Annotated in this window: 28 protein-coding genes; 8 read left to right on the top strand and 20 right to left on the bottom strand. The window is 63.4% G+C overall.

Features of this window, described 5'->3' with window-relative positions:
• Positions 1 to 50: 50 nt before the first annotated feature.
• Positions 51 to 2,345 (bottom strand): CDC48 family AAA ATPase, encoded by a 2,295-nt coding sequence (locus ACZ51H_RS11915; protein ID WP_464801955.1) that lies wholly within the window; start codon positions 2,343 to 2,345, stop codon positions 51 to 53.
• A 336-nt stretch (positions 2,346 to 2,681) separates the two neighbouring features.
• Between ACZ51H_RS11915 and ACZ51H_RS11910 the strand changes: the two genes are divergently transcribed.
• Both ACZ51H_RS11910 and ACZ51H_RS11905 read left to right on the top strand, forming a co-directional pair.
• Positions 2,682 to 3,563 (top strand): LysR substrate-binding domain-containing protein, encoded by an 882-nt coding sequence (locus ACZ51H_RS11910; protein WP_449470721.1) that lies wholly within the window; start codon positions 2,682 to 2,684, stop codon positions 3,561 to 3,563.
• A gap of 90 nt (positions 3,564 to 3,653) precedes the next feature.
• The gene (locus tag ACZ51H_RS11905; RefSeq protein WP_464801954.1) at positions 3,654 to 4,817 is read left to right on the top strand and encodes a GGDEF domain-containing protein; all 1,164 of its coding nucleotides are present in this window, start codon (positions 3,654 to 3,656) and stop codon (positions 4,815 to 4,817) included.
• A gap of 136 nt (positions 4,818 to 4,953) precedes the next feature.
• On the opposite strand, the gene ACZ51H_RS11900 is transcribed toward ACZ51H_RS11905, so the two are convergent.
• Positions 4,954 to 5,625, bottom strand: a complete 672-nt coding sequence (locus tag ACZ51H_RS11900; RefSeq protein WP_196225035.1) for a glutathione S-transferase family protein — start codon at positions 5,623 to 5,625, stop codon at positions 4,954 to 4,956.
• Between the two features lie 170 nt (positions 5,626 to 5,795).
• On the opposite strand from ACZ51H_RS11900, the gene acs reads away from it, so the two are divergent.
• Both acs and ACZ51H_RS11890 read left to right on the top strand, forming a co-directional pair.
• Positions 5,796 to 7,739, top strand: a complete 1,944-nt coding sequence (gene acs / locus ACZ51H_RS11895; RefSeq protein ID WP_464771632.1) for an acetate--CoA ligase — start codon at positions 5,796 to 5,798, stop codon at positions 7,737 to 7,739.
• Between the two features lie 24 nt (positions 7,740 to 7,763).
• On the top strand, positions 7,764 to 8,279 hold the full coding sequence (locus ACZ51H_RS11890; protein ID WP_449470716.1) for a cytochrome b: 516 nt from the start codon (positions 7,764 to 7,766) through the stop codon (positions 8,277 to 8,279).
• A 73-nt stretch (positions 8,280 to 8,352) separates the two neighbouring features.
• Here the strand turns inward: ACZ51H_RS11890 and ACZ51H_RS11885 are convergent, their stop codons facing one another.
• Together ACZ51H_RS11885 and ACZ51H_RS11880 are read right to left on the bottom strand one after the other, a co-directional pair.
• A complete protein-coding gene (locus ACZ51H_RS11885) occupies positions 8,353 to 9,561 on the bottom strand; it encodes an FAD-dependent monooxygenase (RefSeq protein WP_464771631.1) in 1,209 nt (402 codons plus the stop codon).
• A gap of 186 nt (positions 9,562 to 9,747) precedes the next feature.
• On the bottom strand, positions 9,748 to 10,839 hold the full coding sequence (locus tag ACZ51H_RS11880) for a branched-chain amino acid aminotransferase (RefSeq protein ID WP_464771630.1): 1,092 nt from the start codon (positions 10,837 to 10,839) through the stop codon (positions 9,748 to 9,750).
• A 158-nt stretch (positions 10,840 to 10,997) separates the two neighbouring features.
• On the opposite strand from ACZ51H_RS11880, the gene ACZ51H_RS11875 reads away from it, so the two are divergent.
• Both ACZ51H_RS11875 and ACZ51H_RS11870 read left to right on the top strand, forming a co-directional pair.
• Complete coding sequence (locus ACZ51H_RS11875; protein ID WP_464802897.1) at positions 10,998 to 12,011, top strand: threonine aldolase family protein; 1,014 nt, start codon at positions 10,998 to 11,000, stop codon at positions 12,009 to 12,011.
• Positions 12,008 to 12,910, top strand: a complete 903-nt coding sequence (locus tag ACZ51H_RS11870; protein WP_464801953.1) for a DMT family transporter — start codon at positions 12,008 to 12,010, stop codon at positions 12,908 to 12,910. Before ACZ51H_RS11875 ends, ACZ51H_RS11870 begins: the two co-directional genes overlap by 4 nt.
• Here ACZ51H_RS11870 and ACZ51H_RS11865 read toward each other — a convergent pair.
• The 12 genes from ACZ51H_RS11865 to ACZ51H_RS11810 all read right to left on the bottom strand — a co-directional run bounded on the left by ACZ51H_RS11865 (position 12,907) and on the right by ACZ51H_RS11810 (position 21,421).
• Positions 12,907 to 13,062 (bottom strand): hypothetical protein, encoded by a 156-nt coding sequence (locus ACZ51H_RS11865; protein WP_449470708.1) that lies wholly within the window; start codon positions 13,060 to 13,062, stop codon positions 12,907 to 12,909. The two genes, ACZ51H_RS11870 and ACZ51H_RS11865, sit on opposite strands and share 4 nt — an antisense overlap.
• Before the next feature lie 82 nt (positions 13,063 to 13,144).
• Positions 13,145 to 13,951 carry a Rossmann-fold NAD(P)-binding domain-containing protein gene (locus ACZ51H_RS11860; protein ID WP_464802896.1) on the bottom strand — a complete coding sequence of 269 codons (807 nt, stop codon included), beginning with the start codon at positions 13,949 to 13,951 and terminating at the stop codon, positions 13,145 to 13,147.
• An 18-nt stretch (positions 13,952 to 13,969) separates the two neighbouring features.
• Positions 13,970 to 14,332, bottom strand: coding sequence for a HesB/IscA family protein (locus ACZ51H_RS11855; RefSeq protein WP_196225027.1), 363 nt, complete (start codon positions 14,330 to 14,332; stop codon positions 13,970 to 13,972).
• 108 nt (positions 14,333 to 14,440) lie between these two features.
• Complete coding sequence (locus ACZ51H_RS11850; RefSeq protein ID WP_460987134.1) at positions 14,441 to 14,920, bottom strand: SUF system Fe-S cluster assembly protein; 480 nt, start codon at positions 14,918 to 14,920, stop codon at positions 14,441 to 14,443.
• Positions 14,913 to 16,136, bottom strand: coding sequence for a cysteine desulfurase (locus tag ACZ51H_RS11845; RefSeq protein ID WP_464801952.1), 1,224 nt, complete (start codon positions 16,134 to 16,136; stop codon positions 14,913 to 14,915). The genes ACZ51H_RS11850 and ACZ51H_RS11845 overlap by 8 nt, the downstream gene beginning before the upstream one ends.
• Complete coding sequence (locus ACZ51H_RS11840) at positions 16,133 to 16,885, bottom strand: SufD family Fe-S cluster assembly protein (protein ID WP_464801951.1); 753 nt, start codon at positions 16,883 to 16,885, stop codon at positions 16,133 to 16,135. The genes ACZ51H_RS11845 and ACZ51H_RS11840 overlap by 4 nt, the downstream gene beginning before the upstream one ends.
• A complete protein-coding gene (gene sufC, locus ACZ51H_RS11835; protein ID WP_196225023.1) occupies positions 16,882 to 17,628 on the bottom strand; it encodes a Fe-S cluster assembly ATPase SufC in 747 nt (248 codons plus the stop codon). Before sufC ends, ACZ51H_RS11840 begins: the two co-directional genes overlap by 4 nt.
• A 3-nt stretch (positions 17,629 to 17,631) precedes the next feature.
• Complete coding sequence (locus ACZ51H_RS11830) at positions 17,632 to 18,087, bottom strand: hypothetical protein (RefSeq protein WP_464794037.1); 456 nt, start codon at positions 18,085 to 18,087, stop codon at positions 17,632 to 17,634.
• A complete protein-coding gene (locus ACZ51H_RS11825; protein ID WP_464802895.1) occupies positions 18,084 to 18,305 on the bottom strand; it encodes an endonuclease domain-containing protein in 222 nt (73 codons plus the stop codon). The genes ACZ51H_RS11830 and ACZ51H_RS11825 overlap by 4 nt, the downstream gene beginning before the upstream one ends.
• A 134-nt stretch (positions 18,306 to 18,439) precedes the next feature.
• A complete protein-coding gene (gene sufB / locus ACZ51H_RS11820) occupies positions 18,440 to 19,939 on the bottom strand; it encodes a Fe-S cluster assembly protein SufB (protein WP_464801950.1) in 1,500 nt (499 codons plus the stop codon).
• Positions 19,940 to 19,952: 13 nt separating this feature from the next.
• Positions 19,953 to 20,363 (bottom strand): RrF2 family transcriptional regulator, encoded by a 411-nt coding sequence (locus ACZ51H_RS11815; RefSeq protein WP_464801949.1) that lies wholly within the window; start codon positions 20,361 to 20,363, stop codon positions 19,953 to 19,955.
• A 113-nt stretch (positions 20,364 to 20,476) separates the two neighbouring features.
• Positions 20,477 to 21,421 carry a helix-turn-helix domain-containing protein gene (locus ACZ51H_RS11810; RefSeq protein ID WP_449470693.1) on the bottom strand — a complete coding sequence of 315 codons (945 nt, stop codon included), beginning with the start codon at positions 21,419 to 21,421 and terminating at the stop codon, positions 20,477 to 20,479.
• Positions 21,422 to 21,762: 341 nt separating this feature from the next.
• On the opposite strand from ACZ51H_RS11810, the gene ACZ51H_RS11805 reads away from it, so the two are divergent.
• Both ACZ51H_RS11805 and ggt read left to right on the top strand, forming a co-directional pair.
• Entirely contained in the window at positions 21,763 to 22,833 is a 1,071-nt protein-coding gene (locus ACZ51H_RS11805) for a quinone-dependent dihydroorotate dehydrogenase (RefSeq protein WP_464801948.1), read from the top strand.
• 58 nt (positions 22,834 to 22,891) lie between these two features.
• Positions 22,892 to 24,592: a gamma-glutamyltransferase gene (gene ggt / locus ACZ51H_RS11800; RefSeq protein WP_464801947.1), complete on the top strand. Its 1,701-nt coding sequence runs from the start codon at positions 22,892 to 22,894 to the stop codon at positions 24,590 to 24,592.
• Positions 24,593 to 24,704: 112 nt separating this feature from the next.
• On the opposite strand, the gene ACZ51H_RS11795 is transcribed toward ggt, so the two are convergent.
• The 4 genes from ACZ51H_RS11795 to pspC form a co-directional block, all read right to left on the bottom strand.
• A complete protein-coding gene (locus tag ACZ51H_RS11795) occupies positions 24,705 to 25,199 on the bottom strand; it encodes a hypothetical protein (RefSeq protein ID WP_464801946.1) in 495 nt (164 codons plus the stop codon).
• Positions 25,200 to 25,266: 67 nt separating this feature from the next.
• Positions 25,267 to 25,689: a SufE family protein gene (locus ACZ51H_RS11790; RefSeq protein WP_464801945.1), complete on the bottom strand. Its 423-nt coding sequence runs from the start codon at positions 25,687 to 25,689 to the stop codon at positions 25,267 to 25,269.
• A 35-nt stretch (positions 25,690 to 25,724) separates the two neighbouring features.
• Positions 25,725 to 25,958, bottom strand: a complete 234-nt coding sequence (locus ACZ51H_RS11785) for a hypothetical protein (protein WP_449470687.1) — start codon at positions 25,956 to 25,958, stop codon at positions 25,725 to 25,727.
• A gap of 21 nt (positions 25,959 to 25,979) precedes the next feature.
• Positions 25,980 to 26,360: an envelope stress response membrane protein PspC gene (gene pspC / locus ACZ51H_RS11780; protein ID WP_449470685.1), complete on the bottom strand. Its 381-nt coding sequence runs from the start codon at positions 26,358 to 26,360 to the stop codon at positions 25,980 to 25,982.

The raw sequence follows: 26,360 nt of genomic DNA, 5'->3' as shown, positions 1-26,360 counted from the left end.
GCGAACGCGCGGACTGCGGATGGGTTCAATCCGCAAACCGCGAGCCCTTGTTAAGACTGCGATTCGCGGGATCGGAGCATCCCCGGCGTCACAAAGCCGATGGGATCGACCCGCATGGCGCTCTGTTTCAGCTGGGACTGAATCTTTTCATATTCATGCTCCATTTCCGGCGTCACCGACGCGCGGGTTTCCTCAAGCGCCTCATTGAAATGCGCCTGCTCGACCCGCTCCACCGACAGGGATTGGCGCAGCGCAATCAGACCGGCGCGGCGGACCAGATCTTCCAGATCCGCGCCGGTGAACCGCTCCGTCCGTTCCGCCAGATCATCGAGATCGACATCCTCACCCAGCGGCATCTTGCCGGTATGGATCGTCAGGATGCGCCTGCGCCCTGCCTTGTCGGGCACCGGGACATAGATGAGCTCGTCGAAGCGGCCCGGCCGCAGCAGCGCCGGGTCGATCAGCGTCGGCCGGTTGGTCGCGCCGATGACGATGACCGATTGCAGTTCTTCCAGCCCATCCATCTCGGAGAGGATCGTGTTCACCACCCGCTCCGTCACCGCTGGTTCGCCAAGGCCGCCGCCACGGGCGGGGACGAGGCTGTCCAGCTCATCGATGAAGATAACCGTAGGCGCCACCTGTCGCGCGCGGGCGAACAGGCGCGCAATCTGCTGTTCGCTTTCGCCATACCATTTGGACAGCAGGTCGCTGGACTTGGTCGCGATGAAGTTCGCCTGCGCCTCTCGTGCGACCGCCTTGGCCAGCAGAGTCTTGCCGGTGCCGGGAGGACCGTAGAGCAGGAAGCCCTTCGCCGGACGGATGCCGATCCGGCGGAAGGCGTCCGGGTCCTTGAGCGGAAGCTCGACCCCTTCCTTCAGCCGCATCTGCGCTTCGTCCAGACCGCCGATATCGGACCAGCCGATATTCGGCGCCTGCACCATCACCTCACGCATGGCCGAAGGCTGCACCCGCTTGATCGCCGCCATGAAGTCTTCGCGCGTGACGGACAATTCCTCAAGCACGTCGGGCGGGATGATCCCTTCCTCCAAATTTAGGCGCGGCATGAAACGGCGCACCGTCTCTATCGCCGCCTCCCGCGTGAGCGCCGCCAGGTCCGCGCCGACAAAGCCATAGGTCATGCGGGCGAGTTCGCCGAGATCGACGCCCTCGGCCAGCGGCATGCCACGGGTGTGGATGCCCATGATCTCACGACGCCCACGCTCGTCGGGTACGCCGACGATGATCTCGCGGTCGAAGCGGCCGGGGCGGCGCAGTGCCTCGTCAATCGCCTCGGGCCTGTTGGTGGCGGCGATGACGACCAGATTGGTGCGCGGCTCCAGCCCGTCCATCAGCGTTAGCAATTGTGCGACAAGCCGCTTTTCGGTCTCGCCGGTCACGCTGCCGCGTTTGGGCGCGATCGAATCGATCTCGTCTATGAACAGGATCGAGGGCGAGGACTTGGCCGCTGCCTCGAATATCTCGCGCAGCTGCTTTTCCGATTCGCCATAGGCCGAACCCATGATCTCCGGCCCGTTGATCAGGAAGAACTCAGCCTCCGATTCATTGGCGACGGCGCGGGCGAGGCGCGTCTTGCCCGTTCCCGGCGGGCCATGGAGCAGCACGCCCTTGGGCGGGTCGACGCCCAGCCGTTCGAACAATTCAGGGTAGCGGAGCGGCAACTCCACCATTTCGCGCAGTTGGTCGATCGCTTCAGCCATGCCGCCAACATCGTCATAGGTGACATCGGCGCGCCGGGACTCCTTGGGCTCCTCATATTCGGCGCGCAGGTCGATCTCGGTATCGGCGTCGATCTGCACGTACCCCTTGGGCGTCGTGGACACCACCACCAGCCTGATTTCCTGAAGCGCATAGGCGGGCGCGGCGAGCATCTGGCGTAGCTGCGGGGGCATGTCGTTCGGCGGGACCTGCTGTTGGCCTGCCGTTGCAACGATGTCGCCAGCCGCGAGCGGACGCTGGAAGAAAACACGCTTCAGCGCTTCCGGATTGCCCTGAAGTCGCAGATTATTTTGTGCAGGCGCGAACACAACCCGTTGCGCGGGGCGAGGCTCGATCTTGGTTATATGCACGAAATCGCCCGATCCGACCCCCGCATTGGCGCGCTGCAACCCGTCGAGACGAAGGACATCGAGCCCCTCATCTTCCTTGTAAGGGCGGACCACGCGAGCAGGCGTCGACCGCTTCCCCGCGATCTCGATCACGTCGCCCTCGGACAGATGAAGTTCCGCCATCACCGCCAGCGGAATGCGCGCAAGCCCGCGTCCTGCGTCTTCGGGTCGCGCATTTGCTACCTGAATTCGGCGTTCCGCGCTTTCCTGTTCGGCCATTGCCATCCCCATTCTTGTCACTGCGTAACGAGATAGGAAACGCCAGTCGCCAAGGAAAGGGGCCAGCGATCATGACAGGCCGGGACAAAAAAAGGGCCGACCCGAAGGCCAGCCCGAAAAGTTTTAGGAGAGGATGCCTGAAAGGCCTTTCCTATGTGCGGTGCAGCATGATATTTTGCAATTGCGAAAAGAACGACACAGTTGCAAAATTTGCATCTTACCGGTTGACGCTTTTTCATGCTGGTGAAAAGAGGATGACTTGGGATAGGCCGCTCAACCTTCGAAGCGTACCGATGACGCGTCGCAACAGAGTTATGGCTTAGCTACAGATCGATTATGCGCAGACTGCCGCCCCTTACCGCCCTAGAGGCCTTTGTTCAGGTAGCCCGTCTTGGCTCGGTCAAGGCTGCGGCTGAAGAACTGGCACTGTCCACGCCCGCGCTCAGCCGCCGCGTTCAGGCGCTGGAACGATTCATCGGCCGCCCTCTGTTCGACCGCAAGCATCAGGCGCTGGAAATCAATGCCGATGGCCAGAAGCTGCTCGACGACATCGCGCCTGCGCTGGATTCGCTGAGCCAGGCGCTGGAGAATATCCAGAGCGGCGGCAACCAGCTTCGCCTGCGCCTCGCGGTGATGCCGCTGTTCGCGACGCAGCGGCTGTTCCCCCATCTGGGCGCGTTGCGGCAGAAGCATCCGCAATTGCACATCGACATCGAAACGACGCCGCATGCGGTGGCCCGACTGGGCGAAGGGCTAGACGCCGCCATCGTGCTTGCGAAGGATATCGACCCGGCGCTCTATGCCCATGAGCTGGATCATGACGAAGTTTATCTGATCGGCCGCAAGGCGCTGCTCGAATCGCCGCAGAAGATCGCGACTCCCGCGGACCTGGCGGAGCACACCATCCTGCTTCATCGCGACATGAACCTTTCGTTCGAGGCGTGGAAGGAAGCGGTGGGGTTGCCGGACCTGCAGCCGCTGGCGATCGACAATTATGATTCGGGCCAGTTGATGCTGGAGGCGGCGGCGCAGGGCCTGGGCGTCGCGGTGATGCATGCGAGCCACTTCAAGGAAGCGGACGACGCACGCCTCGTTCGCCTGTTCCCCGAAACGCGGGTGGAAAGCCCCTATCGCTATTATTTCGTCTGTCGGCCCCGCGCCTTGCAGACACGCGCGGTGCGCATTTTCCGTGACTGGCTGATCGCGGCGGACATCTGATCGACGCCAATATTGTCGGTGGATCGGCGGCTGGGCGTTTTTTGACTCCCGCGCTCTTAACCTTAGTCAGTTCGATCCGTTATTACCGGCATGACTGGGGCATCATCATCCGCAAACCCGCAGCACGGCCTGGCCGATCGTCTGACTCGATGGGCTCGCGGCCTGTCGGGCAAACCGGACGCAGAGGAAGAGACGGACGAAGCCGAACCCCAGCGCGCCCGTTCTGGCAGCACCGCGCATCGCGAGATCAATCGGCGGCGCAAGCTGTATGACGAGATCGGCAATTTCCTGTTCGCGCACGATCTTGACCTCACACCGCTGAATTTCGGCGTCGCGCATGATTATCTGACCGGGTCGCAGATCGGCGTGGAAAAGGCGATCAGGGCAGTGCTGGCGGAGCGTGGCAAGATCAGCAACAGCTGGGTCGAAGAAATCGTGGCGGAGCAGCGCGGGGACGAGGTGACGCCCGAGGCGCTGTCCACGATGCTGGCGAAGGTCGAGGAGAATCTGTCCGAATTTACCGGCCTGATGACCGAATCGCGCAATTCCGCGAAGGATTATGGCGCGGCGCTGCAGGAAGAAGTGAAGGGCCTTGCCGCTGGCGCGAAAAATGAACCCGTCCTCGCGCGGCTGGTAGCCCTTACGCGGTCCATGGTCGAAAAGACCCGTCAGGTCGAAGGGCAGCTACGCCAGAACCAGAAGCAGAACCATGCGCTGCGCTCCAGCCTCGCCAATGCGCGGCGGGCGGCAGAGCATGACCATCTGACGGGCCTGCCCAACCGGCGCGCTTTTGAAAGCACATTGCGAGAAGAGGTGGCGATGGCCCGGAAGGAAGGCCAGCCGCTGGCCGTCGCCTTCTGCGATATCGATCATTTCAAGGTGATCAACGATACGCACGGCCATGACACGGGCGACCGGGTGCTGAAGTTCGTCGCGGGGCTGCTGGCCAAGGCGAGCAACGACCAGTGCCATGTCGCGCGTCACGGCGGCGAGGAATTCGTCATGCTGTTTCGTGGCAAAACGGCGGCGGAAGCGTGCGAAGCGGTGGACGATGTCCGGCGGGACCTTGCCACGCGCAGCCTGGTCAACCGCACCAATGGCGAGCGCATGGAGCGGGTCAGCTTTTCGGCGGGCGTTGCCAATGTGCTGGCCCATGACGATCCGCGCGCGGCGCTGAAGGCGGCCGACCGGGCGTTGTATCTAGCGAAGGAGCATGGCCGGAACCGCGTCTATCTCGCGGTTGAGGGCGAATGAACGTCCATGACGTCTCGCTTTACTGTCGTCGCCCCGGACTTGATCCGGGGTCCCGCTTCATTCAGCGCGCGAACGGAAGAAAAGCAGGATCCCGGGTCAAGCCCGGGATGACGAGCCGATTTTCCTTAGCCTCAGCTTAGAAATCCGGCTTTTCATAATGGGGCGGCGGGGTGATGACCTCCATCCGCTCCGACAGCAGGGGCCGGAAGGACGGGCGCGATTTGAAGCCTGCATACCAGCGCTTCACCGTCTCATGCCCGGCCCAGTCTATGCCGCCCAGATAGTCCGCGACTGAAAGGTGCGCGGCCGCCGCGATGTCGGCAAGGCTCATCGTGCCACCCGCCATCCAGCTGCGGTGATCGAGCAGATAATCCATATAATCCATATGGACATTGGCGCGCTTCATCGCCTCGCGCAGCACCCGCGCATCGGGTGGCGCGCGTTCGATCAGCCGTTTCTTCATCCGCTCATGCAGCAGCGGGCCGACGACGTCGCCGTAGAAATTCTGGTCGAAAAAGGCGACGAGCCGCCGCACCTCCGCCCGGCCCGCAGCCGTGCCGGAGATCAGCGGAAACTTTTCCACAGTCTCCTCGAAATATTCGCAGATCGCCTGGCTGTCGATCAGCGTCGATCCCTTTTCCTGATCGACCATGACGGGCGTCGTCCCGGCGGGGTTGAGATCCAGAAACTCGTCGCGCGCTTCCCAAGGCGATTCGCGCACAAGGTCATAGCCTATCCCCTTTTCGCCGAGCAGCAGGCGCACCTTGCGGGAGAAGGGACAAAGCGGGAATTGGAAGAGCTGCCACATGGCTTCCTGTTAAGCGGAGGCGGCGCCTGCGAAAAGCGGCAAATTGGGTGGCCCTTGCTTTAATGCGCGGCGAAAATGGTGGAAACTTTGGCGGCAGCGGAACGATCCGGGCTTCCGATGATCGCCTCTACCCTCTAGAGGGGCAGGCAACGCACAGGAAAGGATACTCGATGTCTGACGATTTTTTCCCGGTATCCAAGGAATGGGCCGCTTCGGCGCTGCTCGACCGGGATGGGCGTGAGGCAGATTATCAGCGGTCGATCAACGAGCCGGCATCCTACTGGCTGGAGCGCGCAAAGCGCCTGGATTGGCTGACATTCCCCAGCAAAACCGACGAGAGCAGCTTCAACGAAGCGGATTTCGGCGTGAAGTGGTTCGCCGATGGCGTGATTAACGTCAGCGCGAACTGCATCGACCGACATCTTGCCGAGCGGGGCGATCAGACGGCGATCATCTGGGAACCGGACGCGCCGGATGCCGAGCCCCGCCGCTACACCTATGCTGAGGTCCATGAGCAAGTCTGCCGCTTCGCCAATTTGCTGAAATCTGCGGGCACGAAGAAGGGCGACCGCGTCACCGTCTATCTGCCCATGATCCCGGAGGCGGCATTTGCCTTGCTCGCCTGCGCGCGGATCGGCGCGATCCACTCGGTCGTCTTTGGCGGCTTCTCGCCCGAGGCGCTGGCGGGACGGATCATCGATTGCGATTCCAACATCGTCATAACCGCCGACGAAGGCCGCCGCGCGGGCAGACAAGTCCCGCTCAAGGCCAATGTCGATGCCGCGCTCAAGGATTGCCCGAGCGTCAAAAAGGTCGTGGTGGTGCAGGCGACCGGCAGCGCCATCGCCATGCAGGAAGGCCGCGACCTGTGGCTGCATGAGGAAGCCGCGAAGGTCTCAGCCGACTGCTCGCCCGAGCCGATGAATGCGGAAGACCCGCTGTTCATCCTCTACACCTCGGGTTCGACCGGCAAGCCAAAGGGCGTGCTGCACACGACTGGCGGCTATCTGCTGTGGGCCAGCCTTACCCATGAGCTTTGCTTCGATTATCGCCCAGGTGACATATACTGGTGCGCCGCCGACATCGGTTGGGTCACGGGACACAGCTATATCGTTTATGGCCCGCTGGCGAACGGCGCGACGACGCTGATGTATGAGGGCGTACCCAACTATCCGACGCCCAGCCGCATCTGGGAAGTCGTGGACCGGCATCGGGTTCAGACGATCTTCACCGCGCCCACGGCCCTCCGCGCGTTGATGAAGGAGGGCGATGCCTTCGTCCACTCGACCAGCCGCAAGTCGCTACGTCTGCTCGGCACCGTGGGGGAGCCGATCAACCCCGAGGCGTGGCGCTGGTATCATCATGTCGTGGGCGAGGATCGCTGCCCGATCATCGATACCTGGTGGCAGACCGAGACTGGCGCGGCGATGATCGCGCCGATGCCGGGGGCCACTGACCTGAAGCCGGGTTCGGCAACGCTGCCGATGCCGGGCGTGATCCCGCAGATCGTAGATAGCGAGGGGAAGGTGCAGGAAGGAGCGGCGGAGGGCAATCTGGTCATCGCCGGAAGCTGGCCGGGTCAGATGCGCACCGTCTGGGGCGATCATGAGCGCTTTTTCCAGACCTATTTCACCACATTCCCCGGCAAATATACGACCGGCGACGGCGCGCGCCGCGATGCCGACGGATATTATTGGATCACCGGCCGCGTCGATGATGTGATCAACGTGTCCGGCCACCGCATGGGCACGGCCGAGGTCGAAAGCGCGCTGGTGCTGCACGAAGCGGTCGCCGAAGCGGCTGTGGTTGGCATGCCCCATGACATCAAGGGCCAAGGCATCTACGCCTATGTCACGCTGAACAGCGGCGAGGAGCCGAGCGAGGATCTGCGCAAGACGCTGATCGCCTGGGTCCGCACCGAGATCGGCCCGATCGCCACGCCCGACGTCATCCAGTTCGCGCCCGGCCTGCCCAAGACCCGCTCCGGCAAGATCATGCGCCGCATCCTGCGCAAGATCGCGGAAGGCGAGGTGTCGGCGCAGGCTCTGGGCGACACAAGCACCCTTGCCGATCCTTCGGTGGTGGATAATCTGGTCGCCAACCGTCACGGATAAAGCGCCAAGGATCAGGAGACGCCGGTGGAACGATACAGCCTGGTTGCCCGCACGTTGCATTGGGTCATGGCGATCCTGATACTATTCAATCTGTGGCTGGGACTGGCGCATGACTCCCTGCCGCGCGATTGGCAGGTAATGCCGGTGCATAAATCGGTTGGCCTCACCGTGTTGGCGCTGGCGATCCTTCGGCTGGTCTGGCGTCTGACCCATCGGCAAACGCCTTTGCCTGAGGGTTTGCCCGCCTGGGAAAGGCTGGCCGCGAAGGTTACGCACTACACCTTCTATGCCTTCATGCTGCTGGTGCCCCTCACCGGCTGGATCATGAGCTCGGCGGGGAAATGGCCGCTCAACTGGTTCTTCCTGTTCGATGTACCGAAATTTGCGGTGACGAAGGATGACGCGATCGTTGGCTTTTCCGCAGAAGCGCATGAGATATTCGCCTTCGCCTGGATCGCGCTCCTCGTCCTGCATGTCGCGGCGGCGCTGCGCCATCACTTCATCCTGAAGGATGACGTGATGCGGCGGATGTGGGGGTAAGTTCGTCGTCGTCACCCCAGCGAAAGCTGGGGTCTAAGCGAGACGCCAGCTTTTGCTGGCATGACGGAAAAACTTAGACGAGTTCCCCGATCAGCAGCTTGGGCAGCGCGCCGGATTCGCCGCGTGCCTCCGCCATGAAGCGGTTCTTGAGCATCGGTGTGCGCTGTACGGCGGCGAGGCCGAAGCGGCGGACGGCTGAAGGAATGCGGCCGGGTACATCGAACAGCCGGACGAGACCGTCCATGGCGACGCTGACGGACATCGCGTCCAGCCCGCGCCAACGCTGGTAGCGCGCCATCAGCTGGGCGTCGCCCGGATCAAGGCCGAGGCGCATGCCATCGACAAGGACCTCCACCAGCGCGGCGACGTCGCGGAAGCCGAGGTTCAGGCCCTGCCCGGCAATCGGATGGATCGCGTGCGCACTGTCACCGACCAGCGCCAGCCGAGTGTCGGTGATCCGCGCGGCATGGTGGAAGCCCAGCGGGTAGCTGGAACGCGGCCCGGCCAGCGATATTTCGCCCAGGAAACCGCCCATGCGCTTCTGTGCTTCGGCGAGCCATGCCCGCTCGGACAATTTCAGCATCACCGGCGCCTGCTCGGTCGGCACGGTCCACACGATCGCCGATCGCGTGCCCGGCAACATCGGCAGCAGCGCGAAAGGGCCGCCGGGATAGAAAATCTCGTAGGCCGTGTTGGCGTGCGGCACCTCATGATCGATCGCCGTCACCATGGCAGTATGCTTATATTGCCAGCGCGTGGTGCGGATGCCCGCTGCTTCGCGCGTTGGGCTGTTCCGGCCCTCGGCCGCCACCAGAAGCGCGCCGTGGAGGACTTGTCCACTGGCGAGCGTCAGGCTGACGCCATCGGCATTGCGATCGACATGGATGGCGCGGTCTGGCTGGAAACGCGTGAGGTTTTCCGCTTTCTCCGCTGCCTGAGCCAGGGCGACGCGCAGGTCGCGATTGGGGAACATGATCCCCATGACCCCATCGTCAGCATCGGGCGCGAAGTCGAGCGCACCGGGCTCCAGCCCGTCGCTGACCCAGATGCGGTCGATGGGACAGCCCTTCCCTTCCAGCAATGCGGCCACACCGATCGCGGACAGCATCGCATGGCTGGTCGAGGAAATGGCCGAGACGCGCCCGTCGAAACCGACGGCGCTGGTTTCGACCGGATCAGCAGGATCGATGACGGCGCAGCGCACCCCATGACCGGAAAGCGCGATGCCCAGGGTCAGCCCGACAAGGCCCCCGCCCAAGATGACGACATCAAAACGTTGCATGCAAGCTATCTAGGCGCTTGGCGGCCGATTGGGAAGCGTGACAAACCCCGATCAAAGAGTGCTGAGTCACATTGGTTCGCGCAGAGGCGCAGAGGACGCAGAGGTTTTTTCCCTCTCTGCGATCTCTGCGCCTCTGCGCGAATAATCTATCCACATCCCCCGTTCGGGAGTGAGCGGTTCGCTGCCTTAAAGCTTGCGCACCCAACCAGCAGGGTCCGCCACCGTCCCGCGCTGGATACCGGTCAGCTCGGCGCGCAGGGCTTCGGTCACGATGCCGCCGTCGCCATTGCCGATGGTGAAGTCGCCATCGACGCTCTTCACCGTGCCGATCGCCGTCACGACCGCAGCGGTGCCGCAGGCGAACGCCTCGCGCAGCTTGCCGCTGGCCCCATCGTCGCGCCACTGCGCAAAGCTATAGGGTTCTTCGCGCACCTCATGCCCCTTGGCGCGGGCGAGGGTGATGATGCTGTTGCGAGTGATGCCGGGCAGGATCGTGCCCGACAGCGGCGGGGTGACGATCGACCCGTCATCCATCACGAAGAAGACGTTCATGCCGCCCAGTTCCTCGACCCACTTATGCTCGGCGGCGTCGAGGAAGACGACCTGATCGCAGCCATGCTTCGTCGCTTCGGACTGGGCCACCAGGCTCGCGGCATAATTGCCGCCGCATTTGGCAGCGCCCGTGCCGCCCTTCGCCGCGCGGGTAAAATGTTCCGACACCCAGAGCGTGACGGCCTTCTTGCCGCCCTTGAAATAGGCCCCTGCGGGCGAGGCGATGACGCAGAAGATATATTCCGCAGCGGGCCGCACGCCCAGGAAGCTCTCGCTCGCGAACATGAAGGGGCGCAGATAGAGGCTGCCTTCGCCGGTGGGTATCCACGCGGCGTCGATCTTCACCAGTTCCTCGACAGCCTCCAGGAAAATGTCTTCGGGCAGGACAGGCATCGCCATGCGTTCCGCCGATTCGGCGAAGCGGCGGGCATTTTCTTCCGGGCGGAACATGGCGATGCTGCCATCCTCAAGCCGGTAGGCCTTCATGCCTTCGAAGATTTCCTGCGCATAGTGCAGAACGGCGCAGGCAGGATCGAGTTGGAACGGCTCACGCGGTCCGACGGCATGGCTGTGCCACCCCTGCCCCTCGGTATAGCGGATCGTCACCATATGATCGGTGAACAGGCGGCCAAAGCCGGGGTCCTCCAGCATTACCGCGCGCTGGTCAGCCGCCACAGCCTTGCTGCTCGGGTTGACGGTAAAGCGCGACTTCTGCTGGACGTCCATGATCAATGCTCCTCTAGTAGGACCGGCCGCCTATGTCACAAACGGCTGGCCGAAACAATGGGTCATGATTGCTGACCAATTTGTTCCGGTTTCGAAAGGGCCGCTCGCCACCTGCTGGCATCTTGGCGGCGGGCTGCGGCGCGCTTATGCCCTCAACCATGCACTTCTTTTCGGACAATGCGACCCCGGTCTGCCCGCAGGTAATGGCTGCGATGGCGGCGGCTGATCTGGCTGACCACGGCTATGATGGCGACGCGTGGAGCGCGCGGATGGATGGCGCCTTTTCGGACCTGTTCGGCGCCCCGGTTCGGGCGCTGTGGGTGGCGACCGGCACGGCGGCGAACAGCATAGCGCTTGCCTGCCTCTGCCCGCCCTATGGCGGCATCCTCTGCCATGAAGAGTCGCACATCATGGTCGATGAATGTGGCGCGCCCGCCTTTTACACCCACGGTGCCAGCCTGATGGGTTTGCCGGGAGATGGCGCGAAGCTTTCGCCTGACACGCTGGTCGAACGATTGCAGGCGATCCGTCCGGACGTGCACCAGATTCCGGCCTGTGCGATCAGCATCACTCAGGCGAGCGAATATGGCCGCGTCTATACGCCGGAAGAGGTCGCCGTGATCGGGGATGTGGCGCGGGGTCATGATCTTGGCCTGCACATGGACGGCGCCCGCTTTGCCAATGCCGTGGCGCATCTGGGTTGCCATCCGGGTGATCTGTCGTGGCGGGCTGGTGTCGATGTGCTGACCTTCGGCTGCGTCAAGAATGGCGGCATGGTGGGCGAAGCGCTGCTCTTCTTCGGGCCACAGGCGGATGCGCGCGCGGCCGAAGCAGCACGATGGCGCAAGCGCGGCGGGCATCTGCTGTCCAAAGGACGGTATCTGGCGGCGCAGATATTGGCGATGCTGGAGGATGAGCTGTGGCTGACCAACGCCCGCGCCGCCAATGCCGCCGCTGCCGCATTGGCGGGGGCTGTGCCGGATCGACTGCTCCACGCCGTGGAGGCCAATGAGTTGTTCATCCGCCTCTCTCCTGCCGAAGCTGCTAGCCTGCGCGCGCAAGGCTTCGATTTTTACGACTGGGGCGAAGGGGCTGCGCGCCTCGTTACCAACTGGGCCCAGGATGCCGCAGCGGTCCAGCCACTCGCCGATGCTCTTAAGGCTCTCTCATGAGCGGATCGTCGGAGGCGCGGGGCGGCGTCATCCTGCCCTTCCTGCTCGTCACGCTGATCTGGAGTTCGACCTGGATCGTCATTCGCGATCAGCTGGGCGCGGTGCCGCCGAGCTGGTCGGTCTGCTATCGCTTCCTGCTGGGCGCGGCGGGCATGGCGCTGTTCGCGATGATCCGACGAGTGTCCCTCCGTCTTTCACCGGCGGGGATCGCCTTTGCAGGCGCATTGGGCGTGGCGCAGTTCGTGCTCAACTTCAACTTCGTCTATCGGGCAGAACATTATCTGACCTCCGGCGTCGTCGCGACGGTCTATGCGCTGCTGCTGATCCCCAACAGCGTCCTTGCGTGGTTCGCCTTTCGTCAGCCAGTCAGCCGCGCCTTCGTCCTGGGGTCGCTGGTGGCGATTGCGGGGATCATGTTGCTGCTGCTGCGCGAATATCGCGCTGCCCCGGTGTCTGCTGAAGCCGTGCTGGTCGGCATCGCGCTCAGCGTCGCGGGATTGCTCAGCGCGTCCACGGCGAATGTCATGCAGGGAATGCAGATCGCCCGACGCTTGCCGATGGCGGCGGTGCTCACCTGGGGAATGCTGATCGGCAGCGTGGTCGATGCTATCTATGCTTGGACGACCGTGGGACCGCCAGTGATCGAGTGGCGCGCGGGCTATCTGTTTGGCATAGCCTGGCTGGGCGTTGCGGGCTCGGTGGTGACTTTCCCGCTTTATTTCCAGCTTATTCAGCGGGTGGGGCCGGGGCGGGCAGCCTATAGCAGCGTGCTCATTCCCGTTATCGCCATGCTGATTTCCACGCTGTTCGAGGATTATCGCTGGTCGATGTTGAGTGTCGCAGGCGCAGTGCTGGCGGTGGCTGGCATGGTGATCGCGCTGCGGGCGAAGGCGACTTAACGGCGAACCCGCGGCTCATAATGACGCTTCGCCGCATTTACCCTGTCGATCAGGCTGGCGAGCGATTGCGGCGCGGGATTGGCGGCTTCGGGCATCGCCAGGCGGCTCATGCGCTGGCTGAGCGCGGCGAAGTTGCGGTCGATCCGTTCCATGGCGAGAAGTCCTTGGCGTAAGCTGTGGGACCATCCATGGGGCGCTTTGGTTAACACCGCGTAAGCGATGCGGCGACCTGAGTCATGCGGCCCCGGCAAGGCAGGCGGCAAGGCCTTCGCGATAGGTGGGGTAGCGCGGCGCCCAGCCCAGCTGCCGCTTGGCCCGGCCGTTCGCCACCCGCCGATTTTCCGCATAGAAGGATAGCGCCATGGGCGACAGATGGGCCTCCTCCAGCGTCAGCAGCGGCGGCAGCGGTGCGCCCAGCATTACGCAGGCCGCCTCGATCAGCCGGTTTTGCGCGCAGGGCAGGTCGTCGGCCAGATTATAGGTGCCCGGCGGCCCGTCGAAGGAGGCGATGATGCCGCTCACGATATCATCGACATGGGCGCGGCTGAAAATCTGATCGGGCAGGTCGATCCGGTGCGCCTTGCCCTCGCGTACACGCTCGATCGCGGAACGGCCGGGGCCGTAGATGCCTGGCAGGCGGAAACAGCGCATGTCCTCGCGAAGCGCGCGCCAGTCGCTGTCCGCTTGCACTCGCGCCGCGCGGCGGCCCGAGCCGATTGGGCTCGCTTCGTCCACCCAGGCGCCCGCAGCATCGCCGTAAACGCCGGTCGAGGACAGATAGCCGCTCCAGAGGGCCGGGGCAGCAGCGATCGACGCGCCATAGCGGGTGAGCACAGGGTCGGCCTCGCCTTCCGGAGGGACGGAAGAGAGGATGTGGGTCGCCTGGGCGATGCTGGCGCGAACGGCATCGTCGTCATCGAAGGCTATTGCCTCGCAATCGGAGATCCGGCGCACGCCTGTCACCTCCCACCCCTCGCCGCGCAGTCGGGCGGCAAGGCGGGAGGCGGTGTAGCCCATGCCAAGGATCAGCATGTGGGGGATCGCGGGGTCCCTCCCGAACTAGACCGTGAAGCTTTCGCCGCAGCCGCAGCTGCCCTTGGCATTGGGATTGTTGAAGACGAACCCTGCGGTGAAGTCATCCTCCACCCAGTCCATCGTCGATCCGACGAGATACAGAACCGACGCGCCGTCAATGTAGAAGGTGCCGCCGGGCGTTTCGATCTTTTCGTCGAACTTCGCTTCCTCGGTCACATAATCGACTGAATAGGCGAGGCCCGAGCAGCCCCGGCGCGGCGTCGACAGCTTGACGCCGATCGCTCCCTCGGGCGCCTGGCGCATCAGGTCGGCGATGCGCGCCTCCGCATTCGGCGTCAGGATGACAGCGGCGGGCCGGGCACGGGTCTTGGTGGTCGTCTCGGTCATTCTTCGTTCTCCTCCCCTCCCGCTGGCGGGAGGGTCAGGGTTCCGCGCGAAGCTCGCTGCGCTCGCGCCCACCCCTTGATCCCCTCCCGCCTGCGGGAGGGGAGATGGTTAGAGCATCCCTAGTTCGAGCTTGGCTTCGTCGCTCATCTTCTGCGGGTCCCATGGCGGGTCCCAGACCAGATTAACCTGCGCATCGCCCACGCCCGGCACCGCGCCGACGCGCAGTTCGACTTCACCCGGCATGGATTCGGCCACCGGGCAATGCGGCGTGGTGAGCGTCATCGTGACGACCACATGGCCGTCCTCGGTGACATCGACGCCGTAAATCAGGCCGAGGTCATAAATGTTGACCGGGATTTCCGGGTCGTAAATTTCCTTCAGCGCATCGATGACGCCATCATAGAGACTGCCGCCCGGCTCACCGACAGGCGTTTGCGCGGGCTTCTGTGCGAGGAAGCCGTCCAGATAGTCGCGCTGGCGCGGGGCGGCATCCGCTGCGGTCTCCTCCACACGCGCCTTGGGCGGTGCGTCCACGGCATCCACCTCTTCCACCAGAATCTGCCGTTCCCCGGAATTTGCCTCAGTCATTGGCGAAGATCTTCCTCACTCGCTCTATGCCCTTGACGAGGGCATAGACATCGCCCTCATCGCTATAAATGCCGAAACTGGCCCGGGCCGTCGCTTCGACGCCCAGATGGCGCATCAGCGGCTGGGCGCAATGATGCCCGGCGCGGATCGCGACACCCGTTTCGTCCAATATGGTGCCGACATCGTGCGGATGCACCCCCTCGACTTCGAAGGAGAGGATGCCCGCGCTGTCCTCCGGGCCAAAAACGCGCACGCTGTTCAGGCTCTCCAGCGCCACCCGCGCCTTGGCCACCAGCATGCATTCATGGGCATGGATCGCGTCGAGCCCGATCGCCTGCACATAGTCGATAGCGGCGGACAGGCCGACGACACCGGTGATATGCGGCGTCCCCGCCTCGAACCGGGTCGGTGCAGGGGCGTAGGTGGTCTTTTCGAAGGTCACCTTGTCGATCATCGACCCGCCACCCTGATAGGGCGGCATGGCGTCGAGCAGTTCCTTGCGGCCCCACAGCACGCCAATGCCGGTCGGGCCGTAAAGCTTGTGCGCGGAAAAGACGTAGAAATCGCAATCGAGCGCCTGCACATCCACGGCAAGGCGGGGCACGGCCTGGCAACCGTCGACCAATATCTTCGCGCCTACGCCATGCGCGATGTCGGCGGCGCGGCGAACATCAAGCACGCTGCCCAGCACGTTAGATACATGGGCAAGCGCGACCAGCTTGTGTGCAGGCGTGATCATCGCCTGCATGGCCTCGAGGTCGATCTTCCCGTCGGCAGTCAGCGGCACGACATCGATCTGCGCGCCAACCTTCTCAGCCACGATCTGCCAAGGCACGATGTTGCTGTGATGCTCGAGCATCGACAGCAGGATGCGGTCGCCTGCCTTTAGCTGCGTTCCGGCCCAGCTGTGCGCGACGAGGTTGATGCCCTCAGTCGCGCCACGGACGTAGACGATCTCGCTATCGGATGCCGCGCCGATGAACTGCGCGACCTTGCGGCGGGCGGCTTCATAGGCGAGCGTCATGTTCGCGGAGCGTTCATAGACGCCCCGATGGACGGTCGCGTAATCGGGGCCATAGGCGCGGGCGATGGCGTCGATGACGGCATTGGGCTTCTGCGCGGTGGCGGCGCTGTCCAGATAGTGCCAGCTGCCGACACCGGGGAAGTCATCCCGCAACTGCAAACCTCCGTTCGGCTGTTGAGTCTGGTCGGTCATACCAGCGTCTCCAGCTTGGCGATCGCAGCGGCTTCGAGGCTGTCCTTGACCGCCTCATCGGCCACGTCGTCGAACACGCCAGCGACGAAGGCCTTCAGCAGCAGCGTCTTGGCGGTGGCCGGGTCCATGCCCCGGCTAGCCATGTAGAACAGCGCCTGACGATCCAGTTCACCCACGGTCGCGCCATGTGCGCATTTCACGTCGTCGGCGTAGATTTCGAGTTCCGGCTTGGCATTGGCCGTAGCGGTGCGGTCGAGCAGCATGGCCTTCACCGACTGGAAGGCATCCGTCCGCTGCGCATCGCGCGCGACGTTGATGGAGCCGAGATAGCTGCCCGTTGCGCGCTGGCCGAGGATCGAGCGGATCGTCTGCCCGCTGGTCGCGTCCGGCTCGGCATGGGTAACCTTGGTGATGATCTCCAGCACCTGATCCCCGCCCCCGATGATCGCGCCGTTCAGTTCGAAATGGCTCCCCTTGCCCAGCGTCACCGCGAAGGTCACGCGGCCCAGCTTGCCGCCGATGTTCAGCACATGAAAATCGCACCGCGCGCCGTCGGCGATGGTGATGACATAATCATGCACCGCCGCCGCGCCCTCGCTTGCGTCCTGCAGCAGATGGTGGCGAGAGGTTTGTCCGGTCGCGACATCGATTCGCGTCGGCGCGGGCGTCGGCCAGATCGAGGCGACAGCTTCCAGATCGCTGTAGCGCCATTCTTCCGCCTTGCGCGTGGGAAGGGTGAGCGTCGTCACGCCGCAACCACCTCCGCATAGCCTTCGCGCTCGAGTTCCAGCGCGAGTTCGGGGCCGCCTGACTTCACGATCCGTCCGCCAGCCAGAACATGGACATAGTCCGGCTTCACATAATCGAGCAGGCGCTGATAGTGGGTGATCAGCAGCACCGCCTTGTCGGGCTTGCGCATGATGGCATTGATGCCCGCGCCCACGATCTTGAGCGCGTCGATGTCAAGGCCGGAGTCGGTTTCGTCCAAGATCGCCAGCTTGGGATCGAGGATGCCCATCTGCACCATTTCCGCGCGCTTCTTCTCGCCGCCGGAAAAGCCGACATTCACCGGACGCTTCAGCATCTCCATGTCGAGGCCGAGCAGCGCTGCCTTTTCCTTGGCGAGCTTGATGAACTCGCCGCCGTTCAGTTCCTTCTCTCCGCGCGCGCGGCGCTGCGAATTGAGGCTCTCGCGCAGGAATTGGAGGTTGGACACGCCGGGGATTTCGACGGGATACTGGAAGCCCAGGAACAGCCCAGCAGCGGCGCGCTCATGGGGGTCCATGCTGAACAAGTTCACACCGTCCAGAGACGCCGTGCCGCCGGTCACTTCATAGTTTGGACGGCCGCCGAGCGTGTAGGCCAGCGTGGATTTCCCCGCGCCGTTCGGCCCCATGATCGCGTGGATCTCGCCCGCCTTGATGGAGAGCGACAGGCCCTTCAGGATCGCCTTGCCGTCGATTTCGTTGGTCAGGTTCTCAATCGTCAGCATTGGTTATCCCTTATGCGCGCGCTGAAGCGTCCGCGCGGTCCAGAAGGCCATGTCGCGCACATCGCCCGGCGCGGGGAACAGCGTGTCGATGTGGCGCTTGATCGGCATATAGGGCCACCAGTCGGCGCCAGGCTCGGGCGAACCCTTTTCCAGCAGCCCGGTCACGAACTCCGTCACCGGCCCCATGCGGGCGAGGTTGGGCGCTTTCGCCTTGTGGAAGGCCTTATCGGTCCTCAGCTTCTCGGTGAAAGCGACGTCGCCCTTCTCCAGCGCGGCGCGGCATTCGGCCTGATAGGCGTCGAGGTCGCCGAAATCCTTGGCGGCGCGGGCCTGAAGCTCGCCCTCTTCCAGCTCATAATCCTCCGTCAGGATGCGGATCGCGGCGGTCCATGACTGGCCATTGCTCACGTCCTCCGCGAAATCGGCGAGGGCATCCTGGATATCGTCTTCGTCGCTCAAGAGTGGGCTTCCTCTGAAATCCCCTTCCCTTCAGGGGAGGGGTTGGGGTGGGGGCTGTGCCAGCGATCCTGCGGGCAAAGGAAATCAGCGATGAATGGGCCGATCACAGCCTGCCGACGGAATTTGTGATCGCCGAGTTGAGACCGAGAGAGTTTCGCCCAAAGACGCTTTTCAGGCTCTGTCGGCTCACGACGCAGCTCGCGGGCGAAGCCATCCAACTGAGCGAGATGCCCATCCGACAGCCCCCACCCCCGGCCCCTCCCCTGAAGGGGAGGGGAGTTCAGGCGGCGTGCTTCATCGCTGACGCTCAAGCCGCTCCCCTTCCGGGGAGGGGTTGGGGTGGGGTTGTGCCTCAACCGACCGAACCCTCCAACGAAATCCCCAACAGCTTCTGCGCCTCGACGGCGAACTCCATCGGCAGCTGTTGCAGCACCTCTTTAGCGAAGCCGTTCACGATCAACGAGACGGCGCTTTCCTGATCCAGTCCGCGCTGCATTGCGTAGAAGAGCTGGTCGTCGCTGATCTTGCTGGTCGTCGCCTCATGCTCGATCTGCGCCGAGGGGTTGCGCACCTCGATATAGGGCACGGTGTGCGCGCCGCACTGGTCGCCGAGCAGCAGGCTGTCGCACTGGGTGAAGTTGCGCACGCCCTCCGCGCCGGGAGCCACGCGGACGAGGCCGCGATAGGTGTTGTTCGAGCGGCCCGCGCTGATGCCCTTCGACACGATGGTGGAGCGCGACCCCTTGCCATTGTGGATCATCTTGGTGCCGGTGTCGGCCTGCTGCATATTGTTGGTCAGCGCCACCGAGTAGAATTCGCCGACGCTATTCTCGCCGTTCAGCACGCAGCTGGGATACTTCCAGGTGATGGCGGAACCGGTTTCTACCTGCGTCCAGCTGACCTTGCTGTTGCGACCTTGGCAGAGCGCCCGCTTGGTCACGAAATTATAGATGCCGCCCTTGCCGTTCTCGTCGCCAGGATACCAGTTCTGGACGGTCGAATATTTGATCTCCGCATCGTCCAGCGCGACCAGTTCGACCACGGCGGCGTGCAGCTGATTTTCGTCCCGCATCGGTGCCGTGCAGCCTTCGAGATAGGAGACATAGCTCCCCTCGTCCGCGACGATCAGTGTGCGCTCGAACTGGCCGGTATTCTCCGCGTTGATGCGGAAATAGGTGGAAAGCTCCATCGGGCAGCGCACGCCCTTGGGGATGTAGACGAAGGTGCCGTCGGAAAAGACCGCGCAATTGAGCGTGGAGAAATAATTGTCGTGCATCGGCACGACCTTCCCCAGCCACTTCTTCACGAGGTCGGGATATTCGCGCACCGCTTCGCTGATCGAACGGAAGATGACGCCCGCTTCCTCCAGCTCCTTGCGGAAGGTGGTGGCGACCGACACGGAATCGAACACCGCGTCGACCGCGACCTTCCGGCTACCCTTCACCCCCGCCAGCATCTCCTGCTCGGCGATGGGGATGCCCAGCTTCTGATAGGTGGCGAGGATTTCGGGATCGACCTGATCCAGCGAGTCCAGCTCTGCCTTCTTTTTCGGCTCGGCGTAATAATAGGCGTCCTGATAGTCGATCGGCGGAATGTTGAGCTTGGCCCAGTCCGGCGACTCCATCTTCTGCCACATGGCGAAGGCTTTCAGCCGCCAGTCCAGCAGCCATTCCGGCTCCTTCTTCTTGGCGGAGATGAAGCGGACGGTATCCTCATTCAGGCCCTTGGGCGCGAAGTCCTGCTCGATGGCCGATGACCAGCCATGTTCATAGGCAGAGGCACGCTCGGCGGCCTCATGCGCTTCCAGATTGCGGCCAGAAAAACCCTGAACAGTGATCGTCTCTTCGGTCATGCCATTTCTCGTGTCAGGCCAATTCTCGGGTCAAACTGGCGATCGTCACCCCGGCCAAGGCGGATCGTATCGCATTGTTCGCTAGATTCATGTGCGGGCGCACGCGGCAGCCATGTTCCAGCGTGCAATCATGGGCGCCCTGTTCGGCGCAGGCGGTCATGGCGATCGGCCCTTCCACCGCTTCCACGACATCCACCAAGGTGATCGCCGCCGCAGGTCGCGCGAGCCGCACGCCGCCGCCCGTTCCGCGACTTGATTCCAGCAGCCCCGCAGCCGAGAGACGGCTCACCAGCTTTTGCGCGGTGGGCAGCGGGATGCCGGTTTCGCTGGCAAGCGTGGTCGCATTCATCTTTGCCGCTCCGCAATGGCGCGCAGCGGCGGACATCAGCACCACGGCATAATCTGCGAAACTCGAAAGTCTCATCGTTGGCAAGCGTCCCGGTTGCGAACCATTCTCAAATCGGATCGAATCAATCCGATTGCGCATGTGGTCGCGCGGGCGCGTGGAATCAAGCCATTTCTATGAGTCCGCTCGTCTCAGCTGAAACGGTTCAGCACCGCCACGTCCGCACCCAGCGAGCGCCGCAGCAGGGTAAGCTGTGCCACGGCCGTCGGTTCGGTCTGCAACTGGTGCGGGGTCAAGCCGATGAAATGCTTGATCTCGCGGATGAAGTGCGACTGGTCGTAGAAGCGGCCATCCTCGCATAATTCCTGCCAGCTATGCTGGTCCAGCGCGATGCGCGCACTGCATCGCAGCGCCCGATATTTCCGCGCCAGCAGCTTGGGCGGGCAGCCATAATAGCGATTGGTCAGCCGGGCGAGTTGGCGCGGTGACAACCCCGTTCGCTCCACCAGCGCTTCAATTCGGGGCGATCCTTCCCCCATCAGCCATGCATCTATGGATTCCAGCAATTGCCAGGTCGAAATGGGCAAGGGTTTCACCAATTGTCCCAGAACCGACCAGCAATGGGCAGCTATGGCCTCCGGGTCACGCATGGTCGCCAGGCTGGCCCGAAGCGCGGCCATCGCTCCCTTTTTCTCAGGGGCCATGTCCCGTACACGATCGGCAAGCGCGTTGGCGTCGCCGCCGTCCAGGCTGACCCACCCGGCCGGGAGCAACGACACGCCCACGACGCAGGCGGGTCCATCCAGTTCAAACCGGGTCGCGCCGAGGGTCGGGCCTAGCAGGCATATATCCGGTGTGGCCTCCACCGTTCCATCGTGGAAATGGTAGCTTCCTGTCCCTTGCACCATGAACCGCAACTGGGGAACGTCGGCACGTGTCACATCCAGATAGCGGTCAGCGCTTTCGGTGAAGAGGTAAACCGAGCCGAAATAGGCCCGCAGATGTTCGGGCGGCGCGAAATAGCTTAATCGAACCGGACCTTGAGCCGCTTCCACCATATAGGAAAGCGACGGGTCTCCGTCCTTTTCCCTGCCATTTGGCACCCCCCCGGATGCACTGTCGCGATGCGGCCCCATATTCACCCCACCAGCGCACTATGATGCTTCTTCGCGCCCGCGCAAGAGCGATACTGAGGAAACAAACGATTTTTCCGAAAGGCTTCGAAAAAAATGACCCGGCGGTTCTACCCGCCGGGCCAGTAAAAGGTCTCGTCAGCCAATAATGGCCAAGAGCCTTCGGGTCGCAGCACTTTCATAAGTCCGAATCGGACTCGGTTGATTGGATGGATCGGACATCTCGTGGGTTGAATCAGGACTAAAATGAATGATTTCGCAGCAGAATTTATTGTTGTGGGCCACCTGTTGCCCCTTTGCCACAGCGACTCGACGCCGGCCTGCCGCAATGGCATAGGCGCCCCATGTCCTATCGCCTTGTCCGCCCGCTTTTCTTCGCGCTCGATGCAGAACGCGCGCATCATTTTTCGGTCATGCTGCTCCGCTTGATGCCCGTTTCCCCTCCACCCGCACCGGACGCCGCGCTGGCCCAGACGGTGGCGGGCATCCGCTTTCCTAATCCAGTCGGACTGGCTGCCGGATATGACAAGGAAGGGCTGGTCGCGCACAAGATGCATGGTCTGGGCTTTGGGTTCACCGAACTCGGAACGCTCACCCCGATGCCGCAGGCGGGTAATCCCAAGCCTAGACTGTTCCGGCTTGTCGAAGATCGCGCCGTCATCAACCGCATGGGTTTCAACAATGGCGGCCTGGCCGCGGCGGCCGAGCGGGTCGCCAAGCGCCGCCGTCCTGCTGGCGATGGGCCAGCGCCGATCGTCGGCATCAATATCGGCGCGAACAAGGACGCGACCGATCGCATCGCCGATTATGTCACCGGCGTGACCTGCATGGCGCCGCTTGCCGATTATCTGACGGTCAACATCTCATCCCCCAATACGCCGGGACTGCGCGCCTTGCAGGACAGGGCAGCGCTAGATCAGTTGCTGGGCGCCGTCATGGCCGCGCGTGGCGTGAACGGGGGCCGGGACGGGGGTCATCTGCCGCCCGTCTTCCTGAAGGTCGCGCCCGATCTGGAGCCCGAGGATGTCGAGGATATCGCCGCCGCTTGCCTCGATCATGGGGTGGACGCATTGATCGTGTCCAACACCACGATTTCGCGGCCCCCGCTCCGGTCGGTTCATGCCAATGAAAGTGGGGGATTGTCAGGCGCGCCGCTCACCGATCTGTCGCTTCAGCGGCTGTGTGACTTCCGCCGGATATTGGGCGCGCGCCTGCCCTTGATCGGCGTTGGCGGCATCGGCAACGCGGAACAGGCCTATGCCCGGCTCCGCGCGGGGGCGAGCCTGATTCAGCTGTACAGCGCGCTTGTTTATGAAGGGCCGTATTTCGCCCGGCGCATCAATGCGGGGCTGAAAAAGCTGATGGCGCGGGATGGCTTCACGCATATCAGTGAGGTCATCGGCATCGACAGCTGATCTCGATGGTTGATCTCAGGGGCTTGCGGCGGCCCGGTCGGACGATAGGGTGCGGGGCATGACGCCTCGCCTCACTGGCCTGCTGGCCCCTATAATACTCGCTTTTCTATATGCCGCCCCCGTGGCAGCGCGCGAGCCTGTCTCACTCAATGCCACGGTTTCCGCCGCCGATCCGCGCGCGGCGGCGGCGGGGCAGGAGATGCTTCGCCAGGGCGGCAGCGCGACCGACGCCGCGATCGCCATGATGCTCGCCCTCAATGTGGTCGAACCGCATAATAGCGGAATCGGCGGCGGCGGCTTCCTGATGCATCATGATGGCGAAACGGGGGTGCTGGAGTCGATCGACGGGCGCGAAACCGCACCGGCAGCGGCCCGGCCCGACCGTTTCATCGGTGCGGACGGTCAGCCACTCGCCTTCAGGTCGGCCTGGCCCGGCGGGTATTCCGTAGGCGTGCCCGGCAACCTCCGGCTCGCTTGGGAAGCGCATCGCAAATGGGGGAAGCTTCCGTGGGCGGCATTATTTGCGCCTGCGATCCGCTTGGCTGAGGATGGCTTTGAGCTGCGCCAGCGGCTCGACACGGCGATGAAGGCGGTCACCCCCATATGGGCCGACTTTCCCGAGATTCAGAAGTTCTTCTGGATAGATGGCGCCCCCGCGCCCATCGGCACGACCCTTAAAAACCATCCGCTTGCCGCCCTGTTTCGGCGGATTGCGGCGGAAGGGCCAGACGCCTTCTACAAGGGCGAGACGGCACGGGCGATCGCCAGCACAGTCACCAACGCGCCCAAAAATCCTGTGCCCATGACGGAGGCCGATATCGCCTCCTATCAGGTGAAGGCGCGCAAGCCGGTCTGCGGCCCGTATCGCGGCTACAGCATCTGCGGCATGGGTCCGGTTTCGTCAGGCGGGATCACCGTCCTGCAAATCTTGGGGATGGTCGAACGCTTCCCACTGGCCCAATGGGGGAAGGATGATCCCCGTTCCTGGCATGTCATCGGTGAAGCCATGCGCCTCGCCTATGCCGATCGCGACACATGGCTGGGCGATCCCGAATTCGTGTCCGTGCCGATCGCGGGGCTAATCGACCCGGCCTATCTCAAGAAGCGATCAGCGCTCATCGCGCTGGGCCGCACCCTCAACGACTATCGTCCGGGCAGCCCGCCGGGTGCGGAGGCCCGGACTGCGGCGCTGCCCCAGCCGGAAAGCGGCACCAGCCATTTCGTGGCGATCGACCGGGATGGCGATATCGCCGCCTGGACATCCACCATCGAAAGCTTCTTCGGCAGTCAGCTGATCGCCGATGGCGTCATCCTCAACAATGAACTGACCGATTTCAGCTTCACGCCCGAAAAGAACGGCGCGCCTGTCGCCAACCGGGTAGAACCGGGCAAGCGGCCGCTGTCCTCCATGTCACCGACGATCGTCTATGACGGGAAAGGAACGCCGGTCTTCACCGTCGGCGCGGCGGGCGGGCGGACGATTATCATGCAGGTAATAAAGGCGCTGATCGCCCATTTCGACTGGGGCTTGTCCGCGCAGGATGCCATCGCGCTGGGCTTGGAGTTCTTCGACGCCAACGGCCTTGTGCTGGAGCAGGGGACGCCGCTCGAAGCGATGAAGGCGCCGCTCGAAGCCTGGGGCCACAAGGTCACGATCGCTCCGATGGGGTTGAAAGCAAATGCGGCGGAGCGCGCGCCCGACGGGCACTGGCGGGGCGCGGCCGATCCTAGAAGCCCCGGGGTTTCGCTTCAGGAATAACCGTCCACCTACCTCCCGTCATCCCAGCGAAAGCCGGGATCTCAGGCCTATGAGCGCACCCGCACGAGATCCCAGCTTTCGCTGGGATGACGACTGTTCACGACGGCGGCCTTCACCCCTTCAAATCCAATCCCGCGACCTTAAACTCAAACGGAAATGCCTTATCCTTCGGGCCAACCACGAGGTTAACCTTCAACAGCTTCGTTTCCTTGATCGCCTCATCGGCCTTCGCGGCCGGTAGCACCTCTATCCCGTCCTTATTTTCCGTCATCCGCCCGCGCCAATCATGGCTCTTGCCATCATCGGTCACCGCCGTGACGCGACAGTCGGACAGGTCGCAGCTGAAAGGCGCGCCCACCAGTTTAACGGTCACGTCCGTGCCACCTTCCGGCATCGGCTGCACCAGCAGCACCGAGAACGTATCTTCTGCCGTCATGGTCTGCACGCTGTTCGCGCTGCCGATATAAGCAACCTTGGGCTTGCCGCCTTCGCCGCCCTCATATTTCCACGTTTGGCCGATCTGCTCGCGCTGGGTCGGCGCTTCCTTATCGCTGCCCGAACAGCCCGCCAGCAGGCTGATCGCCGCCAGCGCCCATAGGCTCCGCATCGCGCATCTCCTCAACTTCCGTTTCGCTCACGCAAGGAGAACGCCCGGATGTCCGCAGGTTTCCCGCCTAGCTGTATCGCTGGGCGGTCTGGCGGATGAGCGCGATCATGTTGGGGATGCCCTGTGTCCGGTTGGAGCTGAGCTGATTCTTGAGGTCGAACGGCGCCAGCGCGCCTTCGATGTCCGCAGCGCCAATCTCGGCGGGCGCCTGATCCTGCACGGTCAGCAGAACCAGCGCGATGATCCCCTTGGTGATCGCAGCATTGCTGTCCGCCAGGAAATGCAGCCGCCCATCGTCGCGCACCGTCGGGTAGACCCACACCGCCGCCGAACAGCCTCGCACCAGCGTCGCATCGGTCTTGAGCGCGTCGGGCATCGCCTCCAGCGCGCGCCCAAGGTCGATCAGCAGTCGGTAACGGTCATCCGCGTCCAGAAATTCATATTCTTCCTGAAGATCGGCAAGGGCAGGCACATCGGTCATATCCCGCATATAGGCAGAAAAGCGGCCCGCGAAAGCCGCTTTCCTTACAGATCGACGCCCGCCGCGATCGCTTCCAGCTTGCGGATACGTTCCTTGAGGTCGGCGACCTCGATGCGCGCGCTGGCCGAGGGCGGCACAGCGTCAACGTCCGGCCGCGCCAGCTCCGCACGCTTCAGTGCCAGCCAGCCGTTCCAGCCGCGCAAAGTGGCCGCCGCGACGATCAACAGTGCGATAATGCAGCTCGCCGCGATGGTCAGCGTAAAAGCCAGCTCCTGCATGCCGTCCTCCGAACGCCTTGCTCAACGCAGGCTGTCGATCTCGTCCGCCAGCCTCGTGTTGCGGCTGGTGTAGAATGTCTCGATATCCGCCAGACGCCGGTCGATGTCGCGAAACTTCGATCGCACGTCCCGTGCCGACCGCGCCGGATTGGTCCGCACGCCTTGCCAAAATTTCTCGTCATCCCGGTCGGCATAAAGGCCCAGCGGCTTGTTCTCGGCGAAATAAGCAGCGGCGAAATAGGCGATCAGCGACCAGGGAAAGGCGCCCATCAGCGTCACCAGCACCGCGCCGACGCGGACCCACGTCACGTCGATGCCCGCATAGTCGGCGATGCCTGAGCACACGCCCATCCATTTGCCATTCTGCTTGTCGAGGTAGAATTTCGTACGGCGCGCAGCCAT

Source organism: Sphingobium sp. TomMM15, assembly GCF_055397045.1.
The sequence above is the reverse complement of the archived record's forward strand: the minus strand, read 5'-3'. Positions and strand labels throughout refer to the sequence as shown.

Coding starts and splice junctions, on each gene's coding strand:
- ACZ51H_RS11915 (WP_464801955.1), bottom strand. CDS start 2,345: ATGGCCGAACAGGAAAGCGCGGAACGCCGAATTCAGGTAGCAAATGCG.
- ACZ51H_RS11910 (WP_449470721.1), top strand. CDS start 2,682: ATGCGCAGACTGCCGCCCCTTACCGCCCTAGAGGCCTTTGTTCAGGTA.
- ACZ51H_RS11905 (WP_464801954.1), top strand. CDS start 3,654: ATGACTGGGGCATCATCATCCGCAAACCCGCAGCACGGCCTGGCCGAT.
- ACZ51H_RS11900 (WP_196225035.1), bottom strand. CDS start 5,625: ATGTGGCAGCTCTTCCAATTCCCGCTTTGTCCCTTCTCCCGCAAGGTG.
- acs (WP_464771632.1), top strand. CDS start 5,796: ATGTCTGACGATTTTTTCCCGGTATCCAAGGAATGGGCCGCTTCGGCG.
- ACZ51H_RS11885 (WP_464771631.1), bottom strand. CDS start 9,561: ATGCAACGTTTTGATGTCGTCATCTTGGGCGGGGGCCTTGTCGGGCTG.
- ACZ51H_RS11880 (WP_464771630.1), bottom strand. CDS start 10,839: ATGGACGTCCAGCAGAAGTCGCGCTTTACCGTCAACCCGAGCAGCAAG.
- ACZ51H_RS11875 (WP_464802897.1), top strand. CDS start 10,998: ATGCACTTCTTTTCGGACAATGCGACCCCGGTCTGCCCGCAGGTAATG.
- ACZ51H_RS11870 (WP_464801953.1), top strand. CDS start 12,008: ATGAGCGGATCGTCGGAGGCGCGGGGCGGCGTCATCCTGCCCTTCCTG.
- ACZ51H_RS11865 (WP_449470708.1), bottom strand. CDS start 13,062: ATGGAACGGATCGACCGCAACTTCGCCGCGCTCAGCCAGCGCATGAGC.
- ACZ51H_RS11855 (WP_196225027.1), bottom strand. CDS start 14,332: ATGACCGAGACGACCACCAAGACCCGTGCCCGGCCCGCCGCTGTCATC.
- ACZ51H_RS11850 (WP_460987134.1), bottom strand. CDS start 14,920: ATGACTGAGGCAAATTCCGGGGAACGGCAGATTCTGGTGGAAGAGGTG.
- ACZ51H_RS11845 (WP_464801952.1), bottom strand. CDS start 16,136: ATGACCGACCAGACTCAACAGCCGAACGGAGGTTTGCAGTTGCGGGAT.
- sufC (WP_196225023.1), bottom strand. CDS start 17,628: ATGCTGACGATTGAGAACCTGACCAACGAAATCGACGGCAAGGCGATC.
- sufB (WP_464801950.1), bottom strand. CDS start 19,939: ATGACCGAAGAGACGATCACTGTTCAGGGTTTTTCTGGCCGCAATCTG.
- ACZ51H_RS11815 (WP_464801949.1), bottom strand. CDS start 20,363: ATGAGACTTTCGAGTTTCGCAGATTATGCCGTGGTGCTGATGTCCGCC.
- ACZ51H_RS11810 (WP_449470693.1), bottom strand. CDS start 21,421: ATGGGGCCGCATCGCGACAGTGCATCCGGGGGGGTGCCAAATGGCAGG.
- ACZ51H_RS11805 (WP_464801948.1), top strand. CDS start 21,763: ATGTCCTATCGCCTTGTCCGCCCGCTTTTCTTCGCGCTCGATGCAGAA.
- ggt (WP_464801947.1), top strand. CDS start 22,892: ATGACGCCTCGCCTCACTGGCCTGCTGGCCCCTATAATACTCGCTTTT.
- ACZ51H_RS11795 (WP_464801946.1), bottom strand. CDS start 25,199: ATGCGGAGCCTATGGGCGCTGGCGGCGATCAGCCTGCTGGCGGGCTGT.
- ACZ51H_RS11790 (WP_464801945.1), bottom strand. CDS start 25,689: ATGCGGGATATGACCGATGTGCCTGCCCTTGCCGATCTTCAGGAAGAA.
- ACZ51H_RS11785 (WP_449470687.1), bottom strand. CDS start 25,958: ATGCAGGAGCTGGCTTTTACGCTGACCATCGCGGCGAGCTGCATTATC.
- pspC (WP_449470685.1), bottom strand. CDS start 26,360: ATGGCTGCGCGCCGTACGAAATTCTACCTCGACAAGCAGAATGGCAAA.